The following is a 16,182-nucleotide window of genomic DNA, read 5'->3' on the forward strand; positions in this document are numbered from 1 at the left end:
TTATATTTTACTGATATTTTAGTAATATTAAGCAATCCATTTTCTATGATTAGAAATCAATGTGGTAGTTTATGATGAAGTAGAGGAAAAGCTCTAAAATTTTAGTCAAGAAACGATTTAGTATTCTGTCTATGTAAAATATTAGAAGCCTCTATTTTGTAAAAAATAGTTAGAAAGAAAGTTGGTAAAATGAAAGATATTTTTAATAAACGTCAACGTTTTTCGATTCGAAAGTTTTCTGTTGGAGTGGCTTCTGTATTAATAGGAATTGCCTTGTTTACACCATCTCAGGGAGTGCTTGCTTCTACGGAAAATTCCCCATCTTCTGTGGAGAAAAGAGAAGCAGTTCAACCTATACCAGATAATCAAAATAATCCTGCTTCTGAGTTAGATACCAGAGATGTTCCAATAAGATCTACAAGGACTACAGAACTCGGTACATCTGGGGATAAGGAAAATAATAGCTTGATCACAAGGGCTTCCGTGGCGGGTGAAGACAGATCAAGCACTCCAGAGGTGAGAGCAGCATCCAATCCTTCCGAGGTTAAAAAGTATGAATTAACTGATGAGTATGCTAAGCAAATAAAAGCAGGAGTAATCGGTTCAGAAGGTAATAAGCTTGACAGTTTGTTACTAAACGGCCCTAAGTTAAGTCCAGAAGCTTATACAGATGAAGATTACTTGAAGGATAAAGAAGAACTTTATATTTATGAAAAGGACGGAAAAAAGTATGTAGGCTATAATAGTCATCCTATGTTAGAAGATACTGATGGTGATGGTATTATTGACAGTAAAGAAAAGCCAGATGAAAAATTAAAATGGAATGTCAGTGAGCGCGATATGATTATGTTCATGGAATTGTCTTACCGTGATGATGATTATATTGATAAAGTTTTAAATAATAAGAAGCAATTAACAGAGGCGGATTTATACAAAAAGAAAGGCGAAAGTAAACCACGCTATGAATACATGATGATGAATAGGGAATTAGCTCCTTATTGGAAAAGAAAGAAAAGCTATCATACATCCAGTGGACTAGATGCTGTCTTGTATGAAACTAAGAGTGATTTCTTATATTTACCAAATGGAACTGCACAAGTGTTAGCCTTTCGTGGAACAAGTGATGCCAAAGATATTGTGGCTGATGGAGTACTTGGAGTAGGAAGCAATCCTCAGCAAGGGAACGATGCAGAAAATATCATGCGCGAACTAGCTAAAGATAAGAGTATTACCAATCTTTATTTGACAGGACATTCTTTAGGAGGATACTTAGTACAACGGGCAATGGTTGAAGCCTATCAGTTGGCATATTCTGATAGCAGAGTCATGTCTCCTAAAGAACAGCGGGCTTATAGAAACTTTTATAATAATGTATTAAAAAAAGGAACAACATTCAATGCTCCAAAAGTTGTGACAAGTTGGGTTTCCCGTCGTGAATTTTGGCAAAAAGGTTTAGATAGCAAAAAAATAGCTAAGTCTGGTAAAATGACTCATTATATTGTTGATAATGATTCGACGATAAGAAAAGGTGTCAGCAATGATAGTGATGTTGTTATAAATGTTGGACGGACAAGCGGAGGTCATAGTTCACGTTCTTATTTTGAAGCCGATCTGATTAATAGACGATCAGAGTTTATGTCTGGGAAACGAATTTCCTTAGATGGGACAGGTTATCAAGATAAAAAAATTACAACAGTTAAATCTGTAGAAAAATTTGGAGAAACTACTGTATACAGTAAAAGCGGAGATGACATCATTAAGTCAACAACTGTGAGTATGAAAGATCCTGATACAGGACAGATTACTAAAAATACACTTGATGAAGTGTTTAAGAAAGATGGTGCCAAGGCTAAGGTTGTCGTTACACCACTTGATCCAAGTGTTCGTTATGAAAAAGACGCCACAAGGGCTAAAGAAGAAGCAAAAGTCACAGTATCTGGTACTCCAGGCACTAGTACAGTAACGACAACTTATACAGTAAATCCAAACAATGGAGAAGCTATTGCACATGTAGGACAACCAGTAGTTAAGCAACCGGCAATAGAAACAGTTGTCAAAGTCGCAGCCAAGGATGAAGTAGAATACATTAAAAAAGGAGCCGACGTTGTTAAGAAGACAACAAGCTACACAGTAAACTCAAAAACTGGCAGTCTTACTTCGACTGAGAAGGAAGAAGTAGTCAATAAAGGTGGCGCGAAGGATTTAGTTGAGTATAATTCAGTTGAACCCAAACCAGTTTATTTAAAAGATGAGAACAGTCCAAAAGGTACTGATACCGTTCAATTTCCAGGGAAATCAGGAAAAACTAAAGTCACCACAACCTATAGCGTAAATCCAGTAAATGGAACCCTAACTCCATCAAAAAGCAAACCAGAAGTCGTAACTATACCAATAGCTAGAGTTGTAAAAGTGGGAGCGAAAGATAAAGTAGAAGTAGAGACAATCCCATCCCCAGTAAAATACGAAAAAGATATTAGTCGAGAAAAAGGCCAAGACAATATTACTGTTGCAGGAAAAGACGGAAGTAAAACAACAACAACGACTTATACAGTAAATCCAAACAATGGAGAAGCTATTGCACATGTAGGAAATCCAGTAATAGTAAATCCAACAGAAACAATAGTTAAAGTTGCAGCGAAGGACAAAGTAGTAGAAACCCCGATTGAACCTGAAGTAGAATACGTTAAAGATGTTGAAGAAAACTTCGGTGCAACATCTCAGCGTACTGAGGGTAAAAAAGGTAAAACAGTTACTACAACTACTTACGATGTAGATCCAAAGGACGGTCATATCACAGAGCACGTTGGCAACCCAGTGGTCACCCCAGCTGGTAAAACAATCGTTAAGGTTGGGGCTAAAACTAAGGTTGAGCGTAGCAAGGATGACCAAGGTCGTGAAGTTATCAACACTACAACTTATGAAGTTGATTCAAAGACCGGTAAGGTGACTCCAACAACAGTAACTACTTACGGAACAAGGAAAGAAGCAACGGTTGAGAAGAAGGTAGTACCATCTCCAGTAGTTTACGAAAAAGATGATACAAAAGAAAAAGGTACTGAAGCAATCACTGTTAAAGGTGAAGATGGTGAAGATACAATCACAACAACGTACAAAGTAAATCCAACAACAGGGGAAATTACCCCAAGTGTAGGAAAACCAGTTCGTACGAAAGAACCAACTAATACGATCGTTAAAGTTCCAGCTAAGGATAAAGTAGACGTAGAAACAATCCCATCTCCAGTAAAATACGAAAAAGATACTAGTCGCGAAAAAGGTCAAGATAATATTACTGTCCCAGGAAAAGCTGGAAGTAAGACCACCACAACGACCTACACAGTAAATCCAAATAATGGGGAAGTTACTCCAAATGTAGGAGAGCCGGTAATAGTAAAACCAACGGATACAATTATCAAAGTAGCAGCAAAAGATAAAGTAGTATACTCTAAAGATGGGGATAACATTGTCAAAGAAGTTACTACATATATAGTAAATCCAACCAATGGAAACATCACAGGGCATACAACAAAAGAAACGTTTAAAGAAAACGGATTGAAGGATAAAGTAGAAGTAGAAACAATCCCATCTCCAGTAAAATACGAAAAAGATACTAGTCGCGAAAAAGGTCAAGATAATATTACTGTCCCAGGAAAAGCTGGAAGTAAGACCACCACAACGACTTACACATTAAATCCAAACAGTGGAGAAGCTATTGCACATGTAGGAGAGCCAGTAATAGTAAATCCAACAACTACTATCGTTAAAGTAGCAGCGAAAGATAAAGTAGTAACTTCTAAAGATGGAAATAACATTGTGAAGACAGCAACTTCATATACAGTAAATCCAGATAATGGAAACATAATAGAGCATACAACAAAAGAAACATTTAAAGAAAATGGATTGAAAGATAAAGTAGAAGTAGAAACAATCCCATCCCCAGTAAAATACGAAAAAGATGCTAGTCGTGATAGAGGTCAAGAAAATATTACTGTTGCAGGAAAAGACGGAAGTAAGACCACCACAACGACTTACACAGTAAATCCAGACAATGGGGAAGTTACTCCAAATGTAGGAAATCCAGTAATAGTAAATCCAACAGAAACAATAGTTAAAGTTGCGGCTAAGGATAAAGTAGTAGAAACACCAATTGAACCTGCAGTGGTTTATGAAAAAGATGACACTCGTGACTTCGGTACACCAGCTCAGCGTACTGAGGGTGAAAAAGGTAAAGCAGTTACTACAACTACTTACGATGTAGATCCAAAGGACGGTCATATCACAGAACACGTTGATAACCCAGTGGTCACCCCAGCTGGCAAAACAATCGTTAAGGTTGGGGCTAAAACTAAGGTTGAGCGTAGCAAGGATGACCAAGGTCGTGAAGTTATCAACACTACAACTTATGAAGTTGATCCAAAAACAGGTAAGGTAACTCCTACAACAGTAACTACTTACGGAACAAGGAAAGAAGCAACGGTTGAGAAGAGAGTAGTACCATCTCTAGTACGTTACGAAAAAGATGATACGAAAGAAAAAGGTACTGAAGTAATCACCGTTAAAGGTGAAGATGGTGAAGATACCATCACAACAACGTACAAAGTAAATCCAACAACAGGGGAAATTACCCCAACTGTAGGAAAACCAGTTCGTACGAAAGAACCAACAGAAACAGTTGTAAAAGTTCCAGCCAAAGACAAAGTAGTAGACACACTAATTGAACCCGCAGTGGTTTATGAAAAAGATGATACTCGGGACTTCGGTACACCAGCTCAGCGTACTGAGGGTGAAAAAGGTAAAACAGTTACTACAACCACTTACGATGTAGATCCAAAGGACGGTCATATTACAGAGCACGTTGGTCACCCAGTGGTCACCCCAGCAGGTAAGACAGTCGTTAAAGTAGGTGCGAAAACTAAGGTTGAACACTCTAAAGATCCTGAAGGTCGTGATGTGACTGATACCACTACCTATGAAGTTGATCCAAAAACAGGTAAGGTGACTCCAACAACAGTAACTACTTACGGAACAAGTAAAGAAGCAACGGTTGAGAAGAGAGTAGTACCATCATCAGTACGTTACGAAAAAGATGATACGAAAGAAAAAGGTACTGAAGCAATCACCGTTAAAGGTGAAGATGGTGAAGATACTATCACAACAACGTACAAAGTAAATCCAACAACAGGGGAAATTACCCCAAGTGTAGGAAAACCAGTTCGTACGAAAGAACCAACGAATACAGTCGTTAAAGTTGCAGCCAAGGACAAAGTAGTAGAAACACCGATTGAACCAGAAGTGGAATACGTTAAAGATGTTGAAAAAGACTTCGGTACACCAGATGAGCGTACTGAGGGTGAAAAAGGTAAAGCAGTTACTACAACCACTTACGATGTAGATCCAAAGAACGGTCATATCACAGCACACGTTGGCACCCCAGTAGTCAGCCCAGCAGGTAAGACAATCGTTAAAGTAGGAGCTAAAACTAAGGTTGAACACTCTAAAGATTCTGAAGGTCGCGATGTGATTGATACCACTACCTATGAAGTTGATCCACAAACAGGTAAGGTAACTCCGACAACAGTTCGAACTTATGGAATAACGAAAGAACCAAAAGTAGAGTTAGAACAAAATCCTAAGACAGGTGATGTTACAGTAACACCGAAGAAACCAGATGGCTCAACATACCCACCAGGAACTACGGTAGAAATCCCAGGTAAAGGTGATAAGCCAATCACAGTCACAATCGGTGAAGACGGTAAAGGTAAAGTACCAAACAGTGAATTACCAGAAGGTAAAGTTCCAGGTACAGGTAAGATTACTGAACCAGGTAAACCAGCTGTGGAAGTTCCAGTAGAAAATCCAGCTAAGGTAACAATTTTTGAAAATGGTGTATTACCGGCTTCAATTGAATTGCCAGAGCTAATGATTGAGGTTCGCTGGATTGATGAAGATGGAAATGTATTAAAATCATCCGTTAAGACAGGCAAGGAAAAGGATGCTGAACATGGATCAATTCCAGGATATGAATTTGTACGAACTGTGATAGCTGAAAATGAACCAGTAATGACCCACATTTTCAGAAAAGTAAGTGGAAGTACACATTCAAATCCAGCAACTCCACCTAAGGTAACAATTTTTGAAAATGGTGTATTACCGGCTTCAATTGAATTGCCAGAGCTAATGATTGAGGTTCGCTGGATTGATGAAGATGGAAATGTATTGAAACAATCTGTTAAGACAGGTAATGAAAAGGATGCTGAACATAGATCAATTCCGGGATATGAATTTGTACGAACTGTGATAGCTGAAAATGAACCAGTAATGACTCACATTTTCAGAAAAGTAAGTTCAAACACAAATACAATTCCAGTAACACCTGATACTAATGGAAATTCTGGTCACGATACACCTGAGCTAACAACTCCAACTCCAACTCCAATTCCAGTTGTGCCAGTAATGCCTGATGCTAATGGAAATTCTGGTCAAGATACAGCTGCACTAACAACTTCAATTCCAGATGCAGTTGCTCCGAATGCAGATCAGGTAGATACTAAGACTACTAATGATAATGGAGCTAAGTCAAATGATTCTCAAAATGTATTGCCAAATACAGGAACAGAATCAAATGCTGCTCTTGCATCTCTAGGACTTCTTGGTATGCTAGGTGGTCTCGGACTTGCTCTTGCAAAGAAAAAAGAAGACTAAAAATGTAGTCAAAATATGAATGGTTCATTGTTAAGTGGACAATAAATAAAAAAATAACAACAGCCTTGTTCCTCATTTCAAGAGGTGCAAGGCTGTTCTTGTATTCTCGGAAAAGTAGATAGTATTCGTAATAAGATATAGTGGATTGAAATAAAATGTACGCAAATCGATTGGTCAATTTCTAAAAATGAATTAGGAGTCGTGTTGGACTATTCCAACTTCAATCCGCTATACTCATTTGAAATCAAAGCCCCCTATTTGGTGATAGCCTATTCAAGAAATATCGTTGTATAAGGATATACTTTGAAATGATAGGCATAGTGAATCAATGATTGGATTTTCAATTAAAACTATCATCTGTTTGTTTATAAGACGTAAGTTTATGAATTTGATTTAAAATAATATAAATTTATATTCATGGTAGTTATTTGAAGAATATCTTAAAATTAAGGGTCGGATATCTATTGTTATGGATATTTATTTTTAATTATTATAAACAACTTGATTGCGCTTTCTTGAAACTTACTGAAAATTCGTGAAATTAGCCATATTTACACTATTTTGTTTGATTGAATATGTTAAAAGTGTTATAATCTAGCTGTAATAGCTGTAATAGCTGTAATAGCTGTAATAGCTGTAATAGCTGTAATAGCTGTAATAGCTGTAATAGCTGTAATAGCTGTAATAGCTGTGATGTCAAATATCCATCATAGTAGTTTTTATTGTTTTATTCCCAGTGGGAATATTGCTTTTAAATTTGGTTTTGTGTTTTAACATCAGGAGGGACAATGGAAAATAAATCAAATTCACTCAATAGAATAAAGCGTCATCAACGTGAAAAGGTGTTGCGCTTTTCTATTCGTAAATATAGTTTCGGTGCCGCTTCAGTTGCTGTTGCAGCACTGATGTTTTTAGGTGCGCGCGTTGTTAGCGCAGATACCGTAAGCGGAAGCAATTCACAATCTACGGCGGGTGTAGTACAACCTAACGATAAGGGCGACTCGCCTGTGGGTATTAAGGAACCTACTGAAAATAAATCAGAAGTAGTCAATAGTTCTTTAGAAAATAAAGAAACTGCACTTGTTGAAAATAGTAGTAATACGGTTGATAAAAGTCAGTTAAGAACAGTAGTTGAAGAATTAAATTCTCTTCTTTCAACTAAATTAAACCTTGACGACTCAGTGCTTTCTTCTGTAAAAGAAAGAGTTCAGAGAGCTCAGGCGTTACTAGATAAAGCTGATGCAGTTCAAAAAGATATTAATGAACTAAAAGAACTTTTGTCTGCTGATTTAGCTACTTTATCTAATGCGGTAAAAGAATCAAGTGAGGTTCGAGAAAGTAATACTGGAACTGAGGCTGAAAAACCAGCGATCCAACCTTCTTCTGAAGTAAGAGCAAGCGAAGAGAGTCAAACTGTTTCAGCTAAAAAAGATGCTTTGAAAGTATCTGTTGATCAGTTGAAAGCAGCAATTTCAGAAGTTCCTGAACATGATACTACGAAAGGAGTTCTTGAAAAAGCCAATGAACTATTAGGAGTGGCTCAAGTAGTCCTTGAAAATACAACAGTTTCTCTGAACGATGTTGAAGAAATGACAAAACGTGTGAAGAGAATGTTTATTTCTGTTAAAAACGCTACAACGCGTTTGACTTCAGGAACTCATGATCCGCGTAATGGTCAGAGAATAGCGAAGGGAACAGGGTTTAGAGCAGATCGTGAACGTGTAGAAGGTCCGTTGTACAATGTTAAAGAGTATATCTCAGAGCCTGCAGGAGGAGGTTCGACAGTTGAAGGAAATCGTCCGCGAACAATCGAAAAAGTATTCATGAAAGCAAAATATAGTACGGAGGGTAATCAGAAATTTATTACTTACGATGTTTACTTCCATAATGACGGTAAAGCATTGGGTGGGGAGTTTGTTGGCGATGCCTTTTGGTTCTATCCGCCTCGTGATCTTTTGTATAATGTTGGTGGCAATTATCCAGTAGGACTTGTTTCTGATGCTTACTATGAACGTTATGAAAAAAAACCAGGAACAACAGGGACGCTTTCTCAAAATCCAAATAATTTTACTCAAGTGGGAGGGAGATATACGGTTCCTCTAATCGCAGGGAAAAATCAGGATTACGGTTCACAAAGTTTGTGGGGCAGCGCAGGTGGTATTTTTGAGTTTGGTGGTGGTCCAACCAGACCTAATCAGAGACAGCAGATGTTGAAGAAATTGGAAAATAATCCAGACCTAAATCGTATTATTCGATTAAATAATGACCCTAATGGACCTTATCCTAGTGGATCTTATTCTCATCTATTAACTATATCAAAACATCAAAATTTCGCTTATAAATATCACGTTAAGATGCGTTTAAGAGATAATGTTACGGAAGCAGAAGCCCAAAGAGCGGGTGCAATGGCTGTAAGCGCTAAAGCGGGAGGTGGAACAACTGCGTATGAAGCGTATGTATATGCTGCTACTGGAACAAGGTTGGTAAGTAAGCCAGCAACTCCAAGGATTCCAACAAACTTGACGGGTAAAGCTGGCACTAGAACTCAAATAGAGGTAGATGCAGAAGCAGGCGTATCAGTTGTTGTATATGACCATGGAGGTAAAGAGCTAGGTCGAGGTGAAGCGAACGCAAGTGGTAAAGCGTTTATCACTCCAAGCAAAGACATTCCGAGCGGGAATGTGACAGCCAAGGCTAGAGATAAAGCAGGAAATGTTTCTGACCCAAGTAATCCTCAAGTTGCAACTGCTCCAGTACCAAACCCAATTACAGTTAGTCCATTTACACATGGAGATACCAGTGTTACCTTAAGACCGAATGGTAAGACAGATATTGTTTATGCATCTATTCAAGGTAAAGCGATTAAGTTTGAAAAACAAGCTAATAATCAGTATAAACAAATAACTAATGACGCTAAAATAACCTTCACACCCAAAGGAGATGGCAGTATCACTATCACCTTGCCGGCAGGTAAGCAGTTTAAGGCCGGTGATCGGGTAGTGACACGTGCTGAGAATAGCGATATAACGTCGAATACAGGTACCCGTGCTTCCACAGAAGCAGAAGTCTACGGTCAATTAAAACGAAGTGACAAAGTTCCTGTGAAAGATCCAAGCAATTTATCTCCGACTGATAAAGAACGTGTAAAAGCAGCCGTTTTAAAAGCTAATCCAGGTATTGAAGTTGCCGATCTAACAATTGCTAAAAATGGTGATGTAACCTATAATCATCGTGGTGAAGGTTCAAATGTCAAGCGAGAAATACAATTAAAAGATAATGTTAATCGAGATAATGTAGCTCCAGGTAAACCAACGATTGAAACACCATTATTAGGGAAAGCAGGAACAAGAACACCTATCACAGTTCAAACTGAAGCAGGTGCTAAAGTAGAACTTTTTGATTCAAAAAATAGAAAAATTGGAGAAAAAGTAGCTGACAATCGAGGTAGAGTGACCATTGAACCAACAGCAAATCTAGTAGCAGGAAATGTAACAGCAAAAGCAACAGATGAAGCAGGAAATATCTCACAACCAAGTGATGCTAAGGTTGCTACTTATCCGTTAGTAAAACAACCAATTATTAATATCAAACAAGGGGAAAGACTAACTCCTGAGGAAATTAAACAAACCGTTCTATTACAAAACGGAGCTGGAACAACTAACCTACCAAGTAATGTCCAAGTTACAGGTAACTTTGACACGTCTAGTGCTGGAGATAAGAAAACAACAGTTACTGTAACATTTCCAGATGCACCAGCACAACAAGTTGAGGTAACTTATAAAGTATTACCAACATTCCCGATAGCCCGTACGGTGTATGATTTCAAAGGTATGGACCATGGTAATGATGAATCAGGCTATTATGTGAATCCAAGAAACCTTCCAAGCGGAATGGTTTGGGTTGCTAAACGAAATGGTGAGCAGGAACAAAGCGCATCAAAATTAAGAGAGATGCTTAAGGCAGATCCAGTAGGCACAAAAACATATACATTCAGTGGTAAGTACAATCATGGAAGATTTACAAATAATCCTAATGATGCTCAAAAATTAGCACATACAGGAACATTTGAACATAAAGTGTTTGATGTAGAAGCAAATAGAACAAGAGTCACTGTTTCAAAAGGTGCTACTTTAACAGAACAAAATGCAAAAGATGCTGTAGCTAAGGTAGCTGTCTCAGAGGACTTACCGACTGGAACAACCTATGAATGGGTAAATGCTCAAGGTAATAAACAAACACTGATAGCAAATACTCCAGGTGTACAGAACTATAGAGTAAAAGTAACATTACCTATGTCTCAAACAGGGCAAAATCAGCCTGATGCGACACAAAAACGACCTTATAAGATAATTGATGTTAAAGTCAATGTTAAGCCAGAAGCACCTACTTATAATACAACAATAAATCCAAAAGGTAGTATAGGAGTGCCAACTGTAGCTTCAACAGATAGAGAATTAACTGGTACAGGACGTCCAGGTGCTAAGATAAAAGTAACAGTACCAGGTGTAACAATTAATGAAGTTACAGTAGGTAATAACGGTAAGTGGACAGTAACACTTCCTAAAGGATTAAATAGTAATCAATTAAATCAAACTCAATTAGTGCCACGTGATCAAGTCACTGTTACTCAAATTGTAGATGGTATTGAAAGTGATGCAACGAATGTGGCTGTATCATTAGGTGAAACTACAATTCAACCATCTGAAGAGAGAGGAAATAGCCTATTTGCGGGAGCTAAAAATATAGTAGTAAAAGCCCCACACGATGCAGGTATGGTTTATGTATCTTATACAGATAAAGCAACAGGTAAGGCACATGAGATAGGCCTAAAACGTGAAAATATTAATAGTCCATGGGTTTCAAATAAACCAACTCTAGGGGAGGTTAAGAATACAACAAAAGATGCATTTACGAATACAATCACTATTGAGATGAAAGAATCTATTGCAGAAGGAACTGCTAAGGCAATAGCTAATATTTCAGAAGGTAAGTATTCAAGTGCAGTTGATTGGAAAACAATTCAAGTTACAAACCAAGCCCCAACCGTTACATCTGCAGTTGCAGGAAATGAAAAAATAGTAGAATTCGGAGAAAATATAGATCTTAAGACTTTAGTTACAAAAGCTGACTATGAAGATGATAAAGATGCAACACGTGGTACTAAAGTACGAACAGAGATTGTATCAGTAAATGGACAAAATAATGTGAAAGATATTAATTCTAGAAAACCAGGCACATATATTGTCAAATACAAAGCAATTGATAGTCAAGGTAAAGAATCAGGAGAAATACAATTAACGGTTAAAGTTAGGGAAGATAAACCAACACCACCAACAGCAACTGCACCAAGTGATGGAACAGTAACAGTAACACCAACAGGGGATGCTGATAAAGTAATTGTTAATTACACAGATGAGAAAAATGCTCAAAAAACAGTAACCGTAGTTAAGGCTAAGAATGGAACATGGTCATCATCAGATAAGCCAGCAGGTGTAACAGTAGATTCAAGTACAGGGCAACTCCTTATTCCAGCTGAAGGTGTAAAAGATAAAAGTCAGGTAACGGCAACAGCTACGAAAGGTGACAGTCATCCATCAGAACCAACTACTGTGACGGCACAAGCAAAAGACTTCACACCAGTGAAACCAGATGAGAAGGTCGTTGTTCAAGACAAATCCCACTTAACTCCAGAAGAGAAAAAACAAGTGGAAGATAAGGTCAAAGCGAAGAACCCAGGTAAGACTGTCACAGTAGGTGACGATGGAACCGCCACGGTTACCGATCCAAGCACTAAGATCAGTCATCCAATCGCAGGAAAAGACCTAGTTAACGAAGACTTCACACCAGTGAAACCAGATGAGAAGGTCGTTGTTCAAGACAAATCCCACTTAACTCCAGAAGAGAAAAAACAAGTGGAAGATAAGGTCAAAGCGAAGAACCCAGGTAAGACTGTCACTGTAGGCGACGATGGAACCGCAACGGTTACCGATCCAAGCACTAAGATCAGTCACCCAATCGCAGGAAAAGACCTAGTTAACGAAGACTTCACACCAGTGAAACCAGATGAGAAGGTCGTTGTTCAAGACAAATCCCACTTAACTCCAGAAGAGAAAAAACAAGTGGAAGATAAGGTCAAAGCGAAGAACCCAGGTAAGACTGTCACAGTAGGCGACGATGGAACCGCCACGGTTACCGATCCAAGCACTAAGATCAGTCATCCAATCGCAGGAAAAGACCTAGTTAACGAAGACTTCACACCAGTGAAACCAGATGAGAAGGTTGTTGTTCAAGACAAATCCCACTTAACTCCAGAAGAGAAAAAACAAGTGGAAGATAAGGTCAAAGCGAAGAACCCAGGTAAGACTGTCACTGTAGGTGAAGATGGAACCGCAACGGTTACCGATCCAAGCACTAAGATCAGTCATCCAATCGCAGGAAAAGACCTAGTTAACGAAGGCTTCACCCCAGTGAAACCAGATGAGAAGGTTGTTGTTCAAGACAAATCCCACTTAACTCCAGAAGAGAAAAAACAAGTGGAAGATAAGGTCAAAGCGAAGAACCCAGGTAAGACTGTCACTGTAGGCGACGATGGAACCGCAACGGTTACCGATCCAAGCACTAAGATCAGTCACTCCAATCGCAGGAAAAGACCTAGTTATCGAAGACTTCACCCCAGTGAAACCAGATGAGAAGGTTGTTGTTCAAGACAAATCCCACTTAACTCCAGAAGAGAAAAAACAAGTGGAAGATAAGGTCAAAGCGAAGAACCCAGGTAAGACTGTCACTGTAGGCGACGATGGAACCGCAACGGTTACCGATCCAAGCACTAAGATCAGTCATCCAATCGCAGGAAAAGACCTAGTTAACGAAGACTTTGGTGTAAACGGTATTCCAGAAGTAACTCCAAGTCAACCAGAGTACACAGATCCAGTAGGCACAAGCAGTACAGATGGAAACGGGAACTTAATAGATCCTCCAGTAGTTGACATCCCAGAATTCAACGGTGGAGTAAATGGAGAACTTCCAGATCCTGTAGAATTACCAAAAGTTAAGTTAATCATCACTAAATGGATTGATGAACAAGGTAATGAATTGAAGCCAGCAGATGCGAAAGCTCCAGCAGTATTAGGTGAAGCGAATGAAGCATTTGAACATGGTGAAATTGAAGGTTACGTATTTGTAAGAACAGATGTTAATGAAGAAGGTGATGTTGTAACTCATGTCTTCAGAAAAGTTACTCCAACTAAACCAGAAGGTAATGGGGAACAACAAGGTGGAGATAACACACCACAACCAACACCTGAAGTACCAACTGATAACACAGAACGTAAACCTGAAACAGAAAAACCTACTGTGCCAGATACCAAACAGACTGAACAACCAACTCAAATAGTTGATGCTCAGGTAGCTCCTTCTCAAAATCAAGCAGTATTGCCAAATACTGGTACGAAAGCAGATCGTGCTACAGGTGCATTAGGTGCTCTCTCTCTTCTTGGAGCATTTGGTTTGCTATTTGCTAAAAAGAAGAAAGACGATGAAGAAGAAACACAAAACAATTAAGATGAGTCATTAAATTGAACTGAAAATAGGTTGTGTTAATTCTTGGAGGAAGTAACGGATAGAAAGAAGTTTAAAAGCTACTTTCTATCCGCCTTTCTTTAGAATAAATGTAAGCGCTTTAATCAAGGCGTAAAGGAGAAATTTTGATATGGTTGAATATAGATTAAGAGATATTTTGAGTGAAATAAACGGAACAAGTTGGTATTGGATTTATAGGCTTGAACGTGATAATAGGAGGACTACAGGACGTGTTAATGTGAGATATTACAATGGTGCCTTATTGATAAACTGGGATGTACATAGCCTTAGAGTGCGATTTGGAGATAATCCTCCATTAAGTTTTAGTGATAGAATAGTTGTGGATTTCGAAAATGATACGATTATTATCATAGATAGCGGTTGGAAAATTGATTTAGATACAAGATCATAGGATTTATTAGTTAACATTTCCGAGCTGATACACTAAAAGTAAAAGAGAATTTGAAAGGGAGACACTGTAAGTATGAAAAATAATTATGATGATTATTTAAACTTAATGTTTGATAAAGGCATAATTGCAGATTTAAAAGGAAAAAATCAAGAAGAGAATCCTAGTTTAAAAAATGTTGATGAATTAGCTGATTATCTTATAAATTATGTGAAAAGGCATTATACTATCTATGAATACTATGTTTCTCCAAATATCTCCAATTTTTATAGTAAGCATAGAAAGTTTACAAGATTCATTTTTATATGTCTTTCTTTGTTTGATTCTGAAAGTGATATCAGTAGTCTTTTAAAAAAATATAAATTTAATGAAGATTCGATATGGGAAATCGAACATATTGTTCCTCAAAATCAGTACTTCAATAAATTTAATAAAAAAATTCTAAGCTGAAAAATAGAATCGGTAATCTGACTTTGTTAACCAAAAAAACAAATCAAGAGATTAGTAATGGATCATTTGCTAAAAAGAAGGAAAGTTTAACTTGTGAGGAAAAATATTTAAAAATTAATGATATATTTAAAATAGATAAAGTGCATATTTCAAAAAAAGATATATGTGAGCGAGAGAAGGAAATAAATAAATCTATATATGATATCTTTATAAAAGATAGAGGAAAATTATTGCAAGATAAATTACATGAATTTATAGATTCCCAACAATAGAATCGGTGTTAATTGGCATTCAATTGCCTATAGATTTTAACTTTAACTTTTCTCATCTTTTATAAAATCCATATCTTTCATACAATTTGGTGAGGTTTTACATTTGCAGATTGTATAGAGTCAATGAAGATGCTGGGGAAAAAGTCTTGGAAATCAGAAGAACGCATAGTATCAGGTGTTGAACCTTGATATTATGCGTTTTATTGTTGGAAGATTTACTTCATTTTCTCCTGAAATTGAGTTTTTTGCCTAATATACCATTTGCTATAAAATAAGCGCAACCAAGTCATAACAAGGAATCTATCAGAATTTCCAAACTACCGGTAAATTAGATAAAAATAATTATCGGAGGAAAGGTATTATACTATGATGATTCAACTAAGCGATTTAGGTCAAGTTTACCTTGTTTGTGGCGAGACATATAGGTGGCAGAGAATAGACTCCTTAGTCTATTTAGTTAAAAGCTAATTGGAATTAGATCCCTTTTCAGGGCAGGGCTTGCTCTTTTGTGGTGGACGCATACGTTTTACCTGATATTTACTCGATATTCTCGAGAAAAATTCCAGGAGCTACAATGAATATAAATCAACTGATGTGATAGGAGATGATGGATTTATTTTATAGGTAGAGGAGGAATCGCTTTTTTGTTCTTGATTAAGTAATATAATAACATATTATACATATTAAAAATTTTTAATTTTATTTGATGAGATAAACGGGTTTATAGTTGTTTAATTATGTCAAAAATGGTATAATTGAGCTGTGATAGCTGTG

Annotated in this window: 6 protein-coding genes; all 6 read left to right on the plus strand. The window is 37.4% G+C overall.

Annotation, left to right across the window (positions count from 1 at the left end; genetic code table 11):
- Positions 1 to 189 precede the first annotated feature (189 nt).
- Positions 190 to 6,699, plus strand: a complete 6,510-nt coding sequence (locus tag SK608_RS03885; RefSeq protein ID WP_033676750.1) for a G5 domain-containing protein — start codon at positions 190 to 192, stop codon at positions 6,697 to 6,699.
- 788 nt (positions 6,700 to 7,487) lie between these two features.
- Positions 7,488 to 13,388 carry an Ig-like domain-containing protein gene (locus SK608_RS03890; RefSeq protein WP_033676752.1) on the plus strand — a complete coding sequence of 1,967 codons (5,901 nt, stop codon included), beginning with the start codon at positions 7,488 to 7,490 and terminating at the stop codon, positions 13,386 to 13,388.
- Positions 13,288 to 14,259, plus strand: a complete 972-nt coding sequence (locus SK608_RS03895) for an LPXTG cell wall anchor domain-containing protein (RefSeq protein WP_082242409.1) — start codon at positions 13,288 to 13,290, stop codon at positions 14,257 to 14,259. The genes SK608_RS03890 and SK608_RS03895 overlap by 101 nt, the downstream gene beginning before the upstream one ends.
- Positions 14,260 to 14,407: 148 nt before the next feature.
- The gene (locus SK608_RS03900; RefSeq protein ID WP_033676754.1) at positions 14,408 to 14,689 is read left to right on the plus strand and encodes a hypothetical protein; all 282 of its coding nucleotides are present in this window, start codon (positions 14,408 to 14,410) and stop codon (positions 14,687 to 14,689) included.
- Positions 14,690 to 14,761: 72 nt separating this feature from the next.
- Entirely contained in the window at positions 14,762 to 15,136 is a 375-nt protein-coding gene (locus SK608_RS11660) for a hypothetical protein (protein ID WP_235202150.1), read from the plus strand.
- Positions 15,137 to 15,159: 23 nt separating this feature from the next.
- Complete coding sequence (locus tag SK608_RS11665; protein WP_235202151.1) at positions 15,160 to 15,408, plus strand: hypothetical protein; 249 nt, start codon at positions 15,160 to 15,162, stop codon at positions 15,406 to 15,408.
- Positions 15,409 to 16,182: the final 774 nt, after the last annotated feature.

Source organism: Streptococcus mitis subsp. hohhotensis (genome assembly GCF_000722775.1).
In the GTDB taxonomy this organism is placed as follows: domain Bacteria; phylum Bacillota; class Bacilli; order Lactobacillales; family Streptococcaceae; genus Streptococcus; species Streptococcus carlssonii.

Bases quoted from the DNA above. Each gene is read 5' to 3' on its own strand.
- SK608_RS03895 (WP_082242409.1), top strand. From the start codon at position 13,288: ATGGAACCGCAACGGTTACCGATCCAAGCACTAAGATCAGTCACTCCA.
- SK608_RS03900 (WP_033676754.1), top strand. From the start codon at position 14,408: ATGGTTGAATATAGATTAAGAGATATTTTGAGTGAAATAAACGGAACA.
- SK608_RS03890 (WP_033676752.1), top strand. From the start codon at position 7,488: ATGGAAAATAAATCAAATTCACTCAATAGAATAAAGCGTCATCAACGT.
- SK608_RS11660 (WP_235202150.1), top strand. From the start codon at position 14,762: ATGAAAAATAATTATGATGATTATTTAAACTTAATGTTTGATAAAGGC.
- SK608_RS03885 (WP_033676750.1), top strand. From the start codon at position 190: ATGAAAGATATTTTTAATAAACGTCAACGTTTTTCGATTCGAAAGTTT.